Source organism: Orbus sasakiae, from assembly GCF_039542345.1.
Classification (GTDB): domain Bacteria; phylum Pseudomonadota; class Gammaproteobacteria; order Enterobacterales; family Orbaceae; genus Orbus; species Orbus sasakiae.
Genome location: NZ_BAABHY010000001.1, coordinates 494,238 through 512,976, shown reverse-complemented (window position 1 = coordinate 512,976; position 18,739 = coordinate 494,238). Strand labels below are relative to the sequence as shown.

13 protein-coding genes, 2 tRNA genes and 1 pseudogene are annotated in these 18,739 nt (G+C 38.1%); 1 reads left to right on the top strand and 15 read right to left on the bottom strand.

Annotation, left to right across the window (positions count from 1 at the left end):
* Positions 1-106 precede the first annotated feature (106 nt).
* From mscM to ABEA36_RS02200, 6 genes and pseudogenes are all read right to left on the bottom strand, one after another.
* Positions 107-2,668 (bottom strand): annotated as a pseudogene (gene mscM, locus ABEA36_RS02225) (miniconductance mechanosensitive channel MscM); the annotation flags it as partial.
* Positions 2,669-2,761: 93 nt separating this feature from the next.
* Positions 2,762-3,610 (bottom strand): archaetidylserine decarboxylase, encoded by an 849-nt coding sequence (asd, locus tag ABEA36_RS02220; RefSeq protein WP_345488352.1) that lies wholly within the window; start codon positions 3,608-3,610, stop codon positions 2,762-2,764.
* Positions 3,611-3,655: 45 nt separating this feature from the next.
* Positions 3,656-5,059: a replicative DNA helicase gene (gene dnaB, locus ABEA36_RS02215; protein WP_345488350.1), complete on the bottom strand. Its 1,404-nt coding sequence runs from the start codon at positions 5,057-5,059 to the stop codon at positions 3,656-3,658.
* Between the two features lie 33 nt (positions 5,060-5,092).
* Positions 5,093-6,058: a hypothetical protein gene (locus ABEA36_RS02210; protein ID WP_345488348.1), complete on the bottom strand. Its 966-nt coding sequence runs from the start codon at positions 6,056-6,058 to the stop codon at positions 5,093-5,095.
* A 22-nt stretch (positions 6,059-6,080) separates the two neighbouring features.
* Positions 6,081-7,613 carry a murein biosynthesis integral membrane protein MurJ gene (gene murJ / locus ABEA36_RS02205; protein WP_345488347.1) on the bottom strand — a complete coding sequence of 511 codons (1,533 nt, stop codon included), beginning with the start codon at positions 7,611-7,613 and terminating at the stop codon, positions 6,081-6,083.
* Between the two features lie 33 nt (positions 7,614-7,646).
* On the bottom strand, positions 7,647-8,222 hold the full coding sequence (locus ABEA36_RS02200) for an LOG family protein (protein WP_345488345.1): 576 nt from the start codon (positions 8,220-8,222) through the stop codon (positions 7,647-7,649).
* 164 nt (positions 8,223-8,386) lie between these two features.
* On the opposite strand from ABEA36_RS02200, the gene ABEA36_RS02195 reads away from it, so the two are divergent.
* Positions 8,387-8,462, top strand: a tRNA-Asn gene (locus tag ABEA36_RS02195).
* Positions 8,463-8,722: 260 nt separating this feature from the next.
* On the opposite strand, the gene fruA is transcribed toward ABEA36_RS02195, so the two are convergent.
* The 9 genes from fruA to tolA form a co-directional block, all read right to left on the bottom strand.
* Positions 8,723-10,471, bottom strand: a complete 1,749-nt coding sequence (gene fruA / locus ABEA36_RS02190; RefSeq protein WP_345488343.1) for a PTS fructose transporter subunit IIBC — start codon at positions 10,469-10,471, stop codon at positions 8,723-8,725.
* Between the two features lie 8 nt (positions 10,472-10,479).
* Positions 10,480-11,415: a 1-phosphofructokinase gene (fruK, locus tag ABEA36_RS02185; RefSeq protein ID WP_345488342.1), complete on the bottom strand. Its 936-nt coding sequence runs from the start codon at positions 11,413-11,415 to the stop codon at positions 10,480-10,482.
* A 2-nt stretch (positions 11,416-11,417) separates the two neighbouring features.
* Entirely contained in the window at positions 11,418-12,608 is a 1,191-nt protein-coding gene (gene fruB / locus ABEA36_RS02180) for a fused PTS fructose transporter subunit IIA/HPr protein (protein WP_345488341.1), read from the bottom strand.
* Between the two features lie 125 nt (positions 12,609-12,733).
* Positions 12,734-13,768 carry a catabolite repressor/activator gene (cra, locus tag ABEA36_RS02175; protein ID WP_345488340.1) on the bottom strand — a complete coding sequence of 345 codons (1,035 nt, stop codon included), beginning with the start codon at positions 13,766-13,768 and terminating at the stop codon, positions 12,734-12,736.
* Positions 13,769-14,348: 580 nt separating this feature from the next.
* Positions 14,349-14,424, bottom strand: a tRNA-Lys gene (locus tag ABEA36_RS02170).
* Positions 14,425-14,577: 153 nt separating this feature from the next.
* Positions 14,578-15,276, bottom strand: coding sequence for a tol-pal system protein YbgF (gene ybgF, locus ABEA36_RS02165; protein ID WP_345488339.1), 699 nt, complete (start codon positions 15,274-15,276; stop codon positions 14,578-14,580).
* A gap of 121 nt (positions 15,277-15,397) precedes the next feature.
* Positions 15,398-15,865: a peptidoglycan-associated lipoprotein Pal gene (pal, locus tag ABEA36_RS02160; RefSeq protein WP_345488338.1), complete on the bottom strand. Its 468-nt coding sequence runs from the start codon at positions 15,863-15,865 to the stop codon at positions 15,398-15,400.
* Positions 15,866-16,068: 203 nt separating this feature from the next.
* Positions 16,069-17,364, bottom strand: coding sequence for a Tol-Pal system beta propeller repeat protein TolB (gene tolB, locus ABEA36_RS02155; protein ID WP_345490828.1), 1,296 nt, complete (start codon positions 17,362-17,364; stop codon positions 16,069-16,071).
* A gap of 251 nt (positions 17,365-17,615) precedes the next feature.
* A complete protein-coding gene (gene tolA, locus ABEA36_RS02150) occupies positions 17,616-18,665 on the bottom strand; it encodes a cell envelope integrity protein TolA (RefSeq protein ID WP_345488336.1) in 1,050 nt (349 codons plus the stop codon).
* Between the last annotated feature and the right edge of the window lie 74 nt (positions 18,666-18,739).

Sequence of the window (18,739 nt, the reverse complement as noted above, 5' to 3'; positions counted from 1 at the left end):
AAAACTTTAAAAAATCGTGAACTGATATTTGCTTATTTCGATGTCACTGATGTGATGAATAATCAAATTAATCCAAACAAGCATTATGTATAATCAATAAGACGGTTTATACCGTACCCACGGTATAAGTACGTCGTCCACTTTTGCGGCCTAATGCTTCTAAATTTGTTTGCAATGGCGGGAAAGGCAATTTAAGATTATGCTTATGATATTCTTCAATAATTAATTGCTGAATTTCACTGCGCAAAGGCATGCGATGCATCATCTCTTGTGCAAAGACTCGCAACTCATAAAGTTGAATGCCCTCTTGAATATCCACAAGGAACACTTGCGGCTCTGGATCATCAAGCACATATTCACACTCTTTCGCGACACGCTTAAGAATATCGATCACTAAATGGCTATTGGCATCCATTGTGGCAGGGATCGTTAAAACAATACGTGTAATGGCATCAGATAAAGACCAGTTGACAAGCTGTTCGGTGACAAACGCTTTATTGGGCATCACAATTTCTTTACGATCCCAGTCAACGATGGTTGTGGCACGAGTATTGATTTTAGTAATCGTCCCTGTTAAATCACGGATTGTGACTGTATCACCGATTCGCACGGGCTTTTCAAATAACATGATTAGACCCGAAATAAAGTTAGCGAAGATCTCTTGTAAACCAAAACCAAGTCCGACACCCAATGCTGCAATCAGCCACTGAATTTTAGACCAATCGATCCCAATAAAGGAGAAACCAATCATGCAGCCAATCATCAAAATAATGTATTTGCTAATTGTTGAAATTGCATATCCCGTTCCGGGGGCTAAATCTAAATGCTGTAAAATGCCCAATTCGAGCAGTGCCGGTAAATTTTTAACCAATTGAATCGTAATGGTCATTACCAAAATGGCGATAAACACAGAACTCAGAGAGATATACTGTTCAATCTCAACGCCATTAATGACGGATTTAGTGCCCCATAGTTTAATGTTATCCATGAAAGCAAATGCTGAATGCAGTTCAGACCATAATAAAATCATGCTAATTAAGGCAACCATCACAATAATCGAACGAACTAAATGGAGTGATTGTGAGCTGATGGTATCGAGATCAATCACTGGCTCTTCAACATTATCGGCTGAATTCGTTGTTGTATTTTGGTTATTGCCCGTTTCTTCTTCGGCTTTACTGCGCTGTGCGAGCCTTTCTATACGTCGTTGTTTGGCTCGTTCAAATTCAATACGGCGCCGCTGAATCCACATCCAGCGACGGATCATAAAGTAAATCACCAGTAGTGCTAACCAAATTACGACGGATGCTTCCAGTCGACCCAATAAGACTTGTGCTGTTGATAGGTAACCTAAGCACGCTGCCACAATGGCAACCCACGGCGCACTCAGTAAAATGATCCACAAAATACGGCTAAGCAGGTTATCTCCCGAACCTTTTTTATCAATATACAACGGTACGCCAGCACGGTGAATCGCATTCGTCATAAAAACAAGGGCAAAGCAGAGTAAAATAAAGCAAAACCGCCCAATTGTTGGGGCAAACTGTCGATTATTGTATTGATCAAAACTCATCACAATCATCACAAGTGGAATCACAACCCATACGGACAATTGGTAATATTTCATGGCAGAACGCACACGTTGAATTGGCCAACCGAAATGCGTAATAAATAGGCCATTCGGTGACGCAAACTGGGCACTGATCATAAACACCCACAAAATTGGCGCGGCAGCGTTAACCCCATACCCAAAGGCAACTGCAACAGGATAATCCCAATCAGCTTGCAGCGCATAACCAATAATGCCCCATAATATTGGGATAGGTAGTGCCATTAGCAATGAATACACCACAACACGCATGGTGATAGAAAAACTATCTTGCGTGACCTTGCCCACCCGCGATGACGTTTTTTGCAGGTATTGGTGATACTTAGATTTACTTTTAAAATGCGTAACAACTAAAATAACAGCAAAAATGAGCAATAATAAGGTTTGTGGCGTTTGGACAATCTCAATCGTCGCACTATACAATTGTGATAAGGTATCAACTGAAAAGACGACAAATACCACATCTTTCGCCAAAGCTACTGGATAAGAGGTGCTGACGGGATTCACATCCGCTACCCAGAAAAAATAACGGTGAGCAGCTTCATTCACATCATCAATTGCATTAATCAGCTGTTTATTGGCAATTTTAAGTTTTGTTAACTCTAAGATAATCGTGTCACAGCCAGAAACGAGTGTTTTTAACAATTCACTTTGTTCACGCAATAATCTCCGGTATTGAATTAACTGGCTATTATCAAGGGTTAAATTAATCAGTGACGGGTAATCATTAAGATTATCTAATTGCGTGTTATAGCTCAGTTGCAATACTTTGGCTTCTGCAATATTGGCATCGAGTGTTTGAGACTTAGGTTTTTCAGGTAAACGTAATAGTTGCTGGCGTAGCGTTTCACCTAACGCCGTTGAAAAACTTAACCACTCACCTTGTTCATCAAGTGTTGCTAATGTGTTTTGCACATGTTTAATTTGTGATGATATGGTATTTTGTTCATCATTAATTAATTGCACTTGTGATTTTTGATTAGTGATATTCTCACGTAGCTCACTATTTTGTGTCGTCAGTTGCGTAATCACATTGAGTAAATCATCATTATTTTCGATAACAACCGTCGATTCATCGGCATAGCTAGCAAGTGAAAATAATAAAAGAAAACTGATCAATACTGAGCTTATCTGATTACGCAATGACATGATTTAGATCCTTTCTGCCATTTTTTGACCCACTTTGGCAATCGTGCCCTCTTTAAGGCTTGGTACAAATTGGATACTATTTGAAGCAAATAATGTGATCACCGTTGAACCTAATTTAAAGCATCCCATATCTTCGCCTTTTTCAACCTGAACATCATTGTCATAAATCCAACGCTTCATGACACCATCACGAGGAGGAGTAACCACGCCTTCCCATTTGGTTTCAATGCTACCCACAATCGTTGCACCAACCAAAATTTGTGCAACTGGCCCAAATTCAGTTTCAAATAAGCAGATAACACGTTCGTTACGAGCAAAAATATTAGGAATATTTTCAGTTGTTGCTTTATTAACAGAAAATAATGAGCCTGGAACATAAACCATCTCTTTTAATGTCCCTTTGCACGGCGTATGAAAACGATGGTAGTTACTTGGCGCTAAATACGTGGTGACATATGAACCATTTTTAAAAAACTCAATCATTTGAGGATGACATGCAACCAACGATTCAAGGCTATAAATATGCCCTTTAGCTTGCAATAATACATTATCTTGGATTGTACCAAATTGGCTGATCACACCATCAGCTGGCATCACAATGCTGTTGTCAGCACTGTCAATAGGTCTTGCATCATCGTCAAGCTCACGGGCAAAAAAATCATTAAACGTTTTGTATGATTCTGCTTTTTCGAATTTCGCTTCATCCATATCGATACGGTATAATTTAATAAAACCTTTAATCATCCAAGTGGTTAAAAAACCAAGTTGTTTACTGGCAAGCCAACCAAACATCACGGTTAATAATTGCTTGGGTAGTAGATACTGTATCATTGCTTTAATTTGGTTTAACATACGGTTAGACTCTCTTTTACTTTTAACGTATTAATTTTAATAAAACTATTCATCATCAAAATAATCAGCCGAATTGGCATAATTATCAAATCGCGACCATTGCCCTTGGAATTTTAAACGTACTTTACCAATTGGACCATTACGCTGTTTACCTAAGATAATTTCGGCAATGCCTTTTTGTTCTGATGCTTCGTTGTAGACTTCATCACGATAGATAAACATAATAACGTCAGCATCTTGCTCAATCGAGCCTGACTCACGAAGGTCAGAGTTAACCGGTCGCTTATCTGCACGTTGTTCCAAACTTCGGTTTAACTGTGACAACGCAACCACAGGTACTTGTAATTCTTTGGCTAGCGCTTTTAATGAACGTGAAATTTCTGCAATTTCAAGCGTTCGGTTTTCACTCATATTAGGCACACGCATTAATTGTAAGTAGTCGACCATGATCATACTGATACCGCCATGTTCACGGTAAATTCGTCTTGCACGGGAACGCAGTTCCATTGGGGTCAACCCCGATGAGTCATCAATATACATGTTTTTCTTTTCAAGTAAGATTCCCATTGTACTTGAAATACGCGCCCAGTCATTATCATCAAGTTGCCCGGTTCTGATTTTAGTTTGATCAACGCGCGATAATGATGCGAGCATACGCATCATAATTTGTTCAGCTGGCATCTCTAAACTGAATATGAGAACGGGCTTTTCTTGCATCATTGCCGCATTCTCGCATAAGTTCATGGCAAAGGTCGTTTTCCCCATTGAAGGCCTTGCGGCGACAATAATAAGATCCGAACGTTGTAGACCTGCGGTTTTTTTGTCTAAATCAATAAAGCCAGTGGATACACCAGTCACACCATCATGAGGTTTTTGGAACAGTTCTTCAATTTTGGCAACGGTATCTTCCAATACCAGTGTCACACTTTTAGGACCAACACCTTGCTTAACACGATGCTCTGCAATTTGGAAAATTTTTGTTTCAGCTAAATCAAGAATATCTTCACTACTACGCCCCTCTGTCGCATAACAGTTATCTGCTATTTCATTTGAGGAGCTGATTAATTCACGTAATATGGCTTGTTGACGAATAATATCCGTATAGGCAACCACATTAATTGCGCTTGGGGTGTTTTTTGAAAGCTCAGCTAAATAAGCGAACCCACCCACATCACTTAATAAGTCTTTACTTTCAAGACTTTCAGATAATGTGATTAAGTCAATCGGTACACCTTTAGTGACTAAATTTTGCATCTCGGCAAAGATGAGCTGATGATGGCGAGAGTAAAAATCGCGATCAGTAATTGCTTCAGACACACGATCCCAGCGCTGATTATCAATCATTAGACTGCCAAGTACTGCTTGTTCTGCTTCAATTGAATGCGGTGGAACCTTTAAGCTTTGTACCGCTTTATCTTGTTTAATTGGTTTATTGGGTTTATTTGCCATTTTAAATCACATCAAATTTTGAATCATTTTACACTAATATACCGTGCTTGAATTATAAGGAATCGCAAAATATTTTGCTGTTATGGCTCGTATAATCCATACCGAGCACATGACTTGTAACACTATACTAACGAAAAGGATCACATGAATTATCTCAAAAAAATGAAAATTAATGATCTCATAAGAATCAAAGAAACCAATAAATATCAAAAATAATGTTGCTATCATGATAACAATACTCACCAACGTAGTCAGGATAACACACAACACAGCGCATTTAACAATACGATCAGTTTGCAATGAATTAAAGCGATGAGTAAATCGATTTTTAATCAATAAAAATACAACGGCAGCAATGATTATCATTACTACAAAATAAGTAAAAATGGTGACATTATCACCAAAAAAATACATATCTGGAATAGAAACAGTAAACAAAATTAAAATTGCACAACAGGCAAATGTGAAAAGAACCATAAATAAAATTAAATGAATTTTATTACTTTGTTCTGTCCATCTTGTAAAGCCTGTGTCTTCTTTATCCAAAGTCTGTTGTAAACTCAATATACCAAAATACGTCATTAAACCGCTGATTATATAGAGCGCACTATCTGTAATAATACGATAACTGAGGTAAGTTAAATCAAAAAAATAATAAGCATTATAAGTCGCCATCGATTCAAATAACGCGGCGGCAACGAATTGATAAAATAGATAAATGACCACTACAACGACAAGCGCCACAGCTATCAGTGTGATAATATTCTTGCTACTTGCACAATAAGCGTGACAACGATTTAAGGCAAGTGCCGATATAAAGATCATCCATAAATATTCCGGTATACTATAATAAAAAACCGAAAAAATGATGTTATCAAACATGAAACTAACATCAATTTCATCGCGCATTAATCCTGTATACATAAAGCTAAGAACAACCGAAATTAACGCATACGCCAACGTAAAAATTAAGGGTAATTTAAAAAAAGAGGCCTTCATTGTTTTACCTTTCTATTTATTATTAAATTCGCTTTATCAGCTGCCTTAACTTGAATCCTAAAAGCGTTAACGTGCCAAAATAAGCAATGATACCTGCAACAACCACTAATAACAATCGACTCATTCTTGATAACATGCTACCGGTTGACCAATTAGGTAACAGTTCACTACCTAGCCATAGCACAATTGACATCATCATAACGGCTATAATAATTTTTGCAATAAAAGTGAACCAGCCTGCTTGCGGTTTGAATAACTGTTTTTTTCTTAATTGCCAAAAAAGTAAACCCGCATTAAAACACGCCGCAATACTAATTGACAATGCAAGTCCAGCATGACGTAATGGAATAATAAAAGCCAAATTCATAACTTGTGTTAACAGTAGCGTCATAATCGCAATTTTGACTGGCGTTTTGATATCTTGCCGTGAATAAAAACCCGGAGCAAGAACCTTAATTAACATTAAGCCAAGTAATCCCACCGAATAAGCGACCAACGCTTGCTGAGTCATGTCACTATCTAATGCAGTAAATTGACCATATTCAAACAGCGTTGAAATCAGTGGTTTTGATAAAATCCCTAATGCCACCGCGCTAGGTAAAGCTAACAAAAAGCAGAGCCGTAATCCCCAATCTAACAATTCTGAATATTGCTTTATGTCACCTTTTGAAAAACTTCTTGAGAGCGATGGAAGCAAAATTGTGCCTAATGCGACCCCAAGCACTCCCGATGGGAATTCCATGAGACGGTCAGCGTAATACATCCATGATACCGATCCCGTCACTAAAAATGACGCAAAAATCGTATTAATAATCAAAGAAATTTGCCCAACAGACACCCCTAAAATAGCCGGCCCCATCTGTTTTAATACTCGCCATACACCGCTATCTTTTAAATTTAACCGCGGTAATACCAGCATACCAATTTTTTTAAGATACGGCAGTTGATAAAGTAACTGTAAGATCCCGCCGACGATGACGGCAACCGCTAATGATAAAATGGGCGGATTAAAATAAGGGGACGCAAAGAGTGTAAAACCAATCATACTTAAATTCAGGAATGTCGGCACAAATGCGGGGACTGAAAAACGATTCCAAGTATTTAAAATGGCGCCAGCTAAAGACGCTAATGAAATTAAAAAGATATAAGGAAATGTAATTCGCAGCATTAAGGCAGCTAATTCAAATTTTTCAACTGGCTCGGTAAAACCTGGGGCGGTAATTAAAATAATAATGGGCGCTGCGATCACCCCAATTGCGGTAACCATTGCAAGAACTAAAGTGAGTAACCCAGCAATATAAGCAATAAAAGTGCGTGTTGCCTCTTCGCCTTGTTGGCTTTTATATTCTGCTAAAATCGGTACAAAAGCTTGAGAAAATGCCCCTTCAGCGAATATACGGCGTAATAAATTAGGTAATTTGAATGCGACAAAAAAAGCATCGGTTGCCATGCCTGCACCAAAATACCTTGCAATAATTGCATCGCGAATAAATCCAAGTACACGAGAAATCATTGTCATCGAACTGACAGCGGCCAGCGACTTAAGCAGGTTCATGTTATATAGCCTTGTATAAATAGCTTAAATTACTTATTTCTTAATCCAACGATCAAGATCTTTAGGGACATAATGATCCATCTCAGTTAAGATTAATTTAGGATCGTCTGACACAATTAATGTGTGATAAAAGCTTTCACGAATAAAGCCTTCTTTTACCGCATGTTCCAAAAATTGGCGCATTGGCTGCCAAAAATTCATCACGTTATAAAGTGCAACTGGTTTTTCATGATAGCCAATTTGAGCACCAGTCCAGATTTCAAAAATCTCTTCTAATGTTCCTGAACCACCCGGCATGGCAATAAAACCATCAGCAAGTTCTGCCATGCGAGCTTTGCGTATATGCATATCGGCAACCACTTCTAACTGAGTAATGCCATGGTGAGCAGTTTCTGCCTTGACTAAACGTTCAGGAATAATACCAATCACTTCACCACCGTTAGCTAATACGGCATTTGCAATTGTGCCCATCAATCCTTTATTTCCACCACCATAAATTAAACGCCGCCCTTGTTTAGCGATCTGCTCACCAAGTTGCTGTGCGTAAAGCTGATATTCAGGATTATTACCGTGGCTTGCGCCACAAAAGACACAAATATTCTTTTTCATATTAATAAACTAACTTATCCAAAATTGAAGGAATTAATTTTATCATAAAACATCAAATCCGTGATGATTTATTAAAATGATTATAACCTAACCAATTAAACCTATTTTTTTGTTTTTATGGTTGACAGTTTTCAGCTAGCCCGTTAATATCTTGCTCCATGTGTTCCTCCATAGTTCAGTCGGTAGAACGGCGGACTGTTAATCCGTATGTCACAGGTTCAAGTCCTGTTGGGGGAGCCAAATTTTTTGAAGAACCAGTCATTATGACTGGTTTTTTTTCGCCTAGATTTTATTAATAATCGGTATGCGTTAAGCCCGAGCTAATTTGACTTAGTCGCCCACTTCAGTCGTATTCAATCTTAATTTACCGTTTTATTTTTAGATAAACCATCAATAAGATAGCTCGACGCTTTCGTCCTATGTATTGATATCTCATGTTTGGCACATAAAAAAAGCAAGGATAAAATCCTTGCTTATTAATAAATAGGCTTAAAACAGAATTAAGCGATGGCTTCTTCTTGCTCTAGCTTCGTTTCTGGGCGTTTAATGACGGCATAAATCACACCCGCAACAACAGAACCAACCACGATTGAGAGTAAGTAACCTAACACCGGTGAAACAACACCAGGGATTGCTAATGCAAATAGTCCGCCGTGCGGCGTCATTAGCTGAGAACCAAATGCTAATGCCATACCACCTGTAATAGCACCACCAATAATACAGCTTGGTAATACACGCAATGGATCGCGCGCTGCAAAAGGAATTGCCCCTTCAGAGATAAAGCATAAACCTAATACAAATGCCGCCTTACCACTTTCACGTTCAGCTTTATTAAATTTGTTACGTGCAATGAATGTTGCAAGGCTCATAGCCAATGGCGGAACCATCCCGCCAGCCATAACAGCGGCCATTGGTGCATACTGGTTAGCACTAATTAAACCAACACCAAAGGCATAAGCAACTTTGTTAATTGGACCGCCCATATCGGTACACATCATACCGCCTAACAAAGCGCCTAAGATGATCGCCGATCCCTCTTGCATTGTCTCTAACCAAGTGGTGAGTGAAGTCATCAAGTATGCAATTGGTGTACCGATCACAAATTGCATCGCAAGGCCGGTGATTAATGTAGCCAATAATGGAATAATTAAAATCGGTTTTAACGCTTCCATGCTCTGTGGTAATCGAATGTATTGGGTGAGCAATAATGATAGGTAACCAGCAAAATAACCTGCTGCAATCCCACCAAGGAAACCGGCACCAATTTCTGCAGCAAGCAATCCGCCAACTAAACCAGGCGCGAGACCCGGTCTGTCGGCAATAGAGTAAGAAATATAACCAGCTAATAATGGAATCATAAGCGAAAAGGCAAAATTACCAATTTGAGCTAAGTACGGTTCACCCACTAAGGTTTTAACCATAACCTCTTTTGAAATTTCAATACCATTTATCATTTCTTTTACAATAGTCGGTACATCTTTAAACTCACCAAATGCAAAGGCTAGCGCTATAATTAAACCGCCAGCAACAACCATTGGTAACATATAAGAAATACCGGTTAAAAGATGTTGATATACACCTTTTTTCTCTTTATTACTAGACGCTTTTGCTGCCGTAGTAGAGGGCTGATAAACCTGAGCTTCAGCAAACGCTTTATCAAACTCTTGTGCTGTTTTTTTCAATGCTGGACTGGTTTTTGTACGATATAGCAATTTGCCTGCAAATTTACTCAAGTCAACATCAATATCACAAGCAGCAATAACGATATCCGCATCAGCAACTTCTTGAGCGGTTAATTCGTTACCCACACCAACCGAGCCACGCGTTTCAACTTTACACCACCAACCGCGTTTTTTAGCCTCTTCTTCAATCGCTTCGGCGGCCATAAAGGTATGTGCAACCCCTGTAGGACAAGCTGTTACCGCAACAATGCGTTTAACACCACTGTGGGATGCTGGGGTAGTTTGCTGCGTACTTTCACTATAAACTGTCGCATCTGATTGGGCAGATTGTAAAACCTGTTTTGGGTTAGCAAATAGCGCATCCAAGTCTTTGACGATGTAAACTTTTTTGCCAGAAATTGACGCATCGTTCGTCGCACCTTGACCAAGTAAAATGATCACATCGGCAGCGTCCGCTTTATCGACGATGGCAATCTGGGACGCTTTAGCCGCTAACGTAAGTTCTGCTTTTGCTAAACGGGCATTAACTGGACCGGTTTGGTTAGCACTAACAATATATAAGTTCATTTTTTCTCCTATCCGATCTTAACTTCTATCTGTTCAAGAATACGATTGAGTTTAGCTTTATCAGGTACTCCAACACCAGGCTGACTTACCGATAATGCGGCAACCGCAGAGGCAAAAACTAATGTATCTTTAATGGATGAATGTGACAGCAAACCATGAATAATACCTGCAACCATTGAATCACCGGCACCAACAGTACTCACAACTTCACATTTAGGTGGTTTAGCATGCCAAGCTTCATCTTTCGTTACCCACAGTGCACCTTTACTACCGAGTGAGACAACCACATTATCAATACCTTGTTTGACCAGTGTTAATGCGGCATCTTTAATATCAGCAATCGTCGGTAATGCATGGCCAACTAAAATTTCGAGTTCTTTATCATTCGGTTTAATTAACCATGGTTTAGCTTTTAATCCTGCAATTAAAGCATCACGGCTACTATCAAAAACCAATTTTGGACAGATCTTTTTAACATTTGCAATCCATGCACTAAATTCATCAAGTGAAATGCCTTTAGGCAGACTACCACTAATGACGACCATATCAAAATCAGTTAACCACGCAAGTGATTGTTCAACAAATTGTTGCCAATTTTGTGGTGTAACGTTAAAACCTGAAAAGTTCAGATCGGTAACTTCACTATCTTGCTCAGTAATTTTGACATTGATACGGGTGCGGCCTTCAACAGTTAAAAACTTATCATGTAGACCTAAATCTGAAAATAATAATGAAAAACCATCACGATTAAGATTACCTAAAAATCCACCGACAGTAATGTCATCACCTAAGTCATGTAAAACTTTAGCAACGTTAATGCCTTTGCCAGCAGCCAATAAGCCCGTTGTTTCAACTAAGTTTACATCACCAACTTCAATTTTGGGGCAAAAACCGACTAAATCATAGGCTGGGTTTAAGGTAAATGTTGCAACTCTATGTGCCATGCTTATTCGCTCCCCTCACCCAAACCATCTTTAATTGCTTGACCAATGGCATCAAGCGCTTGATTCGCATCATCACCTTCAGCAACAAATTGTAAACGACTGCCTTTTTTCGCACCTAATGCCACAATTTTCATTAAGCTCGTTGCACTCACTGCATTACCTGTTCCGTCAAGATTTGCAATCGTAATTTTACTGCCAAATTGTTTGACCACTTTAACCAAGACCGAAGCAGGGCGGGTATGTAAACCGTGCGGATTAATAACCGTAAACTCTCGGGTAACTGAGCTATTTGATGCAGGGCTATCATTGCCGTCTTGATTCGTATTTGCAGCCACAACATCAACAGCTTCATCAGAGGTTAAAATTTGAATGATTTGAGCTGAAGTTGCATTATGAAGCAGTGATAATTGTTGGTGATAAGCTAAGTTAGCTAACTTATCAATAATGGGGTCAATCGCGCTTGATTTAGCCGACACACTAATCAGTAATTTAACCGCTTTACCGGATTCTTCAATCTGGTTATTTGTTCGACTAATCACCACCGTATTTTTAAGATTACCCTCGACACTATCGTTTAGCCATACACCTTGGCCAAGATAGGTTGGCTTTTGATCAAGTGAATGGGCTAAATATGTCGTATTAACTGCCCCAACACGTTTAAGTCTTGATGCATTAAGTGCTTGCAATGTTGCCAAGTCATCTGCCGGGATATCTAACAATAATAATTCTTCGCGAATACTATTTTCATCATCGGATGAACTTGCTTGACCCGTTAATAACGCAATAGCGTCTTGTTTCGTTTTGATTTGTTTTATACGATCTTCAACATCTTCATCACCTAGCACGTGCGTAAGTTGGCGCAATAAGGTGAGATGCTCATCAGAACTTGCAGCAATACCAATGGCAATGTAGGCTTTTTCACCATCATCACCCCATTGGACACCTTGCGGAAAACAAAAAACTTGTACACCCGTTTTTTTTACTAAGTGACGCGTTGTTGTTGTGCCATGTGGAATTGCAATACCACTACCTAAAAAAGTAGCCGCTTGAGATTCGCGTTCTAACATCCCATTGACGTAACCATCTTCAACAAAATGGTTTTCAGTTAATGCGTGTGCAATTTTCTTAATGGCGTCTTGTTTATTATCAGCTTGTTGATCAAGATAAATATCATCTTTTGTGAGCTGTAGCATAAATACCCCTTTTTTTTACTTCAAAATACAAATATCTTACCAGTTGAATCGTTTCAGCTATAATGCAAATAAATGGCCCAATTGGCAAATATTTTTTTCAGTTAATCATTAGAATGAGATGAATATCACATTTTGTTTTCAGCGTTTAGATCGCTACGCTTTTGATTTAAACGACCTCGATAATTAAGATTTCGTTTAATTTCTGTATGTCCTGGTTGATAGGTATTTTGGTTATTTAAACTATCGAGCAATGTATCAACCGTAATTTCAGCAATGTGTTTATGATTTTGCGCTAAGCTGATCACTTTACAAGGTAAAAAATCAAGTAATTCGTTATCACCAAATGTGGCAATCACCATATTTTTAGGTAAAGCACTTTGACGGCTCAATATGGCATCAATCACACCTTGTAAGAGAGAAAAAGACGTAGCAAACAAGGCTGATGGTACGGGATTATGATCTAACCATTCGTTAAACAGCTCAACGGCTGCATCACGACTATAATCCTTGGCATACAAATAGGTTATATTTTTATCGGTGCCAGCAATCCCTTTTTTAAACCCTTGTTCGCGATATTGGCTAATCGACATATTAGGTAATGCACCGATGTAAACAACGTGATCAGTAATGAATTTTGAAAACTCATTCGCTAAAGCTTGTGAGTCCGCTTTATCATCACCTAAAATACTTCTAAATTTTTTAGCTGGCAAAGGTCTATCTAATGCCAAAATGGGAATATTGCTATTATCCCAGTTATCATAAAAAGAATGCTCAGCAATGAACGATGACGAGACAATAATTGCATCGGCATGGCGTTGTTTTAAGTGAAACACACATTTTTTTTCAATTTCTGGATCATCTTCTGAACAAGAGATTAATAATTGATATCCGGCTTTTCTCACTTTATGTTCAAGATGATTTGCAATTCGAGTATAACTAATATTTTCAAGATCAGGAATAATCAAACCAATCGAATAGGTTTTACCTGCTCTTAATCCAGCAGCTACCGCATTGGGTTGGAAATTATATTTTTTAACAACTTCCATCACTTTTTCAATGGTTTTATCACTAACCCTATAATGCTTTGCCTTACCATTTATGACATAGCTAGCGGTTGTTCTAGATACTCCAGCAAGTTGTGCTATTTCTTCTAATTTCATTATAGCCATTCCAATGGGGAAATAAATGAAGTCAGAATGTATCACAAAATTGAGTTTAAAATAAAGTGATTAATCAGATAGGTTTTGATCGATTTGTATAAATTTTGTTTTTATGAACTGATAAGCAATTTTTTCACGTCATACACAATAGGCAATATACTTATTATCGATAACCATTTTTAAATGGTCACTGTCATGCTGACATAATGATTATTTTAGGGGATCTTTATCAGTAGTCATACTGGGATGCTAATTGGATTACTATCCAACTTACCTCTAGAAGGAGACGATACATCATGCCTTTTTTGTAAAAAGAATCGTTAAATCTTTTTTCAAGTTATCATCTAAATCAATGCGATTAACTAGCAGATATAAAAAAATCACCATAAGGTGATTTCATTAAAGTGGTGGGTCGTGAAGGATTAACTCATCGCGTCCTGCGACTCGGCTCTTCGAGCGAGTTGCTAAAGCAACATTCAAATTTGTTCCAGACAAATTTGTCGAACCCACGGTTCTCATCCTGATTAGTGTTATTAAATAGCAGATACAAAAAAATCACCATAAGGTGATTTCATTAAAGTGGTGGGTCGTGAAGGATTCGAACCTTCGACCAACGGATTAAAAGTCCGCTGCTCTACCGACTGAGCTAACGACCCACTTGATAGAAAATGCACTTGGCATTTATTGAAATTAACGACGTTTTGTTTGTTGACTTAGCGTCGATTTCGGGTTGCTATAATACTGGCGATTATTATATGTTGCAACCCTTTTTTATTGGTTTTTTGCTTAACAGGTGGTTATTTAGTCACTTAACCTAATGTTGCCAGTTTGTTGTTCGCTAAATTAATAGTGTTCTTATCATTTGGATACTGACTAATCACCTGTTGGAAAACGGCTTTAGCTTTTGTTTTTTCACCTTTTTCTAGCAAAATTACCCCAACCTTATATAAACTATCTGCCGCTTTAGGTGATTTTGGAAAATCTTTAACAACTGTTGCAAAATAAAATGATGCATCATCTTTACGGCCTTGACCGTAACAAAGTTGTCCTAACCAATAATTGACGTTCGCACGGTAAGACGATTTAGGATAATCCTTTAAAAATTGTTGAAAAGCGCTAATGGCTTCTTTTGATTCTTTACCATCCATCACAAATTTAATAATAAAATTGTAATCTGTTTTATCATTACCCGTTGCAGACCAACCCGCAAGCGTAGTGGAAGAATTGTTAGTCGCTGTGTTTGAAGTCGTTTGATTTACTTTAGCCGGTGCCATACCATTTAATTGTTGCAAAATCATTTTTTGACGTTCAATTGTTTGATTAAGCTGGTACGTCGTTTCTTCTAACTGTCCACGCAATTGATCAACTTCTGATTGTAAATCCGTGATTTTTTGCTGTGAATCTGTCAGCAATTGGCCTTGTGCTTGAATGACTCGTTCTAATTCTGAATTCGCATAGCTATAAATTGGCAAGCTTAGCATGATTAAACATACGATCTTTTTATACATCAGATAAACCCTTATCAAGTTGATTCATTAGCATAGTATAACACTGTTTTCATTGCGACATAAAACAATAACGGCCGCATTTAGCGACCGTTATGATACAAATTAATCGGCAGTAATTAGATTAGTAAACAATCACAGCACGACGGTTTTTTTCGTATGCTTTAGCATCATGACCTAATACAGCCGGTTTTTCTTTACCATAAGATACGATAGACATTTGGTTAGCGGTTACGCCACGACCTTGTAAGTAAGCTTTTACAGCAGCTGCACGACGCTCACCTAAAGCGATATTATATTCTGGTGTACCGCGCTCATCAGCATGACCTTCAATAACAACGCTTAGTGCTGGATTAGAACGTAAGAAATCAGCATGTGAATCTAACACTTTAGCAAAGTCAGGTTTGATGTTGTATTTATCAAAATCAAAATAAACTGTGTTAATTTGTTGTAGACGTTGGATTTGTTGTGATTGATCTGTACCAGTTAAACCATCTTGATTCGTTGATTTAGTTGATGTAGATGTACATGCAGTAGCAGCAATTAGTGGAAGAACAATCACTGCACCCTTTAGTAATTTAGAAAATTGCATTTTGCTACTCCTTTTGACTTTATGTTAGTTATTGAAACAACTTAAATTTATCATAAATGATATTGAATTAAAGGGTTAGTTGTTTTTCACTATGACTATGATATGACGAACCTATGCAATATCATGGAAGTCAGAAACAACTAAACTCAAACCGATATCAACCTCGAAAAATACGTATATTATTGTATACCTATTAAATCAAATTACAAATATGGAGACCATGCTGGGAATTTGACTTGCCCATCTGTCCCCGGTAATTTAGCCTTAAAATTACCATCCGTAGAAACTAAGTTTAATATTGTACCAAGCCCTTGCGTTGAACTGTAAATAATCATGGTACCGTTAGGCGCAATACTTGGCGTTTCATCTAAAAAAGTATCAGTTAGCGTTTGATATGCATTGGATGCAAAATCAAATTTAGTCACTTTTTGATCGCCATTATTCGTCGAAATCATGGCAACAAAACGACCGTCAGCCGATACTTTAGCATTTTGATTTTGAGAACCATCCCACGTTAAACGTTGCGGCATCCCGCCATCAATGGTAATGGTATATAACTGTGGACGACCAGTTTGGTCAGACGTGTAAACGAGCGTTTTATTATCTGGCATCCAAGTCGGTTCAGTATTATTACTACGGCCTGATGTAATACGTTTCATCTCTTTGGTTGCAAGATCCATAACATAAAGATTTAAACTGCCATCTTTAGATAAGGCAAAAGCAAGCTTACTGCCATCTGGTGAAAATGATGGTGCACCGTTATGCTGAGGGAATGCAGCAATGGTTTCTATGTTACCTGTTTCAAGCGTTTTCATGACTAACTTTGAACGCCCACCTTCAAAGGTTACATACGCTAACTTTTTACCATCTGGAGACCAGGCAGGTGACATAAGTGGTTGAGTTGAGCGATGAATAGTGATTTCATCATTGCCGTCGTAATCAGATACTCTTAATTCGTGAGTGTAAGGCCCTTTATTCATTTTAACAACATAAGCAATACGTGTTCTAAATGCCCCTTTAATGCCCGTTAACGCCTCAAACACTTCGTCACTTGCTGTATGTCCGGCATAACGCACCCATCGTTGTGCAACTGAATATTGGTTTTGTGCTAAGATTTCCCCAGGATTGTTTACCGTGTCAACCAGTTGATAACTGATTAAATAATTTCCTGACGCATCAGGTTGGATACTACCAATAACAACCGCATCAATACCTAGAGCACTCCATTCTTTTGGTGTGACCGCTGATGCAGTCGTTGGAAGCTGGGGCATATTTCGGGTTTCAATTGGATTAAACTTGCCGCTATTACGCAAGTCAGATGCAACAATTTCTTCAATTTTTTGTGGTGGTGCACCATTACCAGTCCACTTGAACGGTACAACGGCTATGGGTTTTGCAGTGTTAACCCCGTCCGTTATAATAATTCGAATATCCGCAATAGAAATGGCTGCATAACACAGAATAAAACAGCTTATCAAAAAGCGATATGCAAATCGTATCATGTCAAAATTCCTTTCATAATTTTATTGTTATAATTTACCACCTGATGGCGATAAACTAATCACCTATACCAACAACGTTATTGTATATCATTTGTATAATTATCAGCGTTAATGCGGGTGACACCCCTTGATAGCATTAAACTGTAATTCAATATTGTTTTGAGCCAATAATACCAATAGTAATCAGTATATACTATCGCGTTTTTTTGTTAAACACTGTTAGTAAATTGATTGTTTAATGTAAATTCTTACTTAGGTCTAAAATCAATTGTTAGGTTTTTGACCTGTTGATATAACTGATTGTTTTTCGGCTTTGGAAAGCTGGCTAATTTAGTCGCCGATATTGCTTCACGGCATAAGGTAGCATCGCCTTCTTCCGCAGTCACATTGAGTAGAAGTCCATCTGGCGCTAATTGAATTTTTAATACACAGTTTTTACCACTGTATAACTTTGGATTAATAAACTTATTACTGATAGCATTATGGATTTGCGATTTAAATTGATTAAGTTCAGCTGTCGAGACGCCCTGCTGGGATGGTGGTACATTAGACGTCAACCCACCTAAAATATCATCCAGTGCCTGTTGCTGTTTTTGTTCATCAAGTGCTTTTTGTTTCGCATCTTGTTCCGCTTTTAATTTTTCTTGTTTTTCTTTTTCAGCATTTAAGCGTTGTTGTTCAAGAAGTTGTTTCTGCTTTTCTGCTTCTTGTTTTGCTTTTTCTGCTTCAGCAATGGCTTGTTGTTTCGCTAATTCGGCTTCTTTACGCTCTTTTTCAAGGCGCTGTCTTTCTTCGAATTCTTTTTGAGCACGTAGTTTTGCTTCTTCATCCGCTTTTTGCTTCGCGATTAACGCTTGTTTTTGTTGTGCTTCAAGTTCAGCTTTTGCTTTTTCAGCCTCTTGTTGAATTCTTTGTTTTTCAGCCTGAGCTTTCGCAATCGCATCAGCTTCTTGCTTCTGTTTTTCAATCGCAAGCAGGCGTTCTTTTTCTAATTCTTTTAAGCGTTGTTGTTCAGCTAACTGTTTTTGCTGTAACTCTTTGGCTTGTTGTTCGATTTGTTGCTGTTGTTTTTGTTTCACTTGTTGACTTGTTAGCTGATGCTGAAGTTGACGCTGATATTGCTCTGACATGATACTGCTATCAATCATAATTGCATCTATCGACTCACCTTTTACATCACCTGAATAAGGGGATGAATATTGCCATGCACTATAACCCAGTACAGCAATTAATCCTATGTGTAAAACGATTGAGGTGGTCAGTGCAAGACTAAACCTAGAATTTATTTTTTTTGCCATAAAAGGTCATTGTAACCATATTGTGTTAGACATTGTCTCATTATTTATTTAACGAATAGATTATAATTATTATA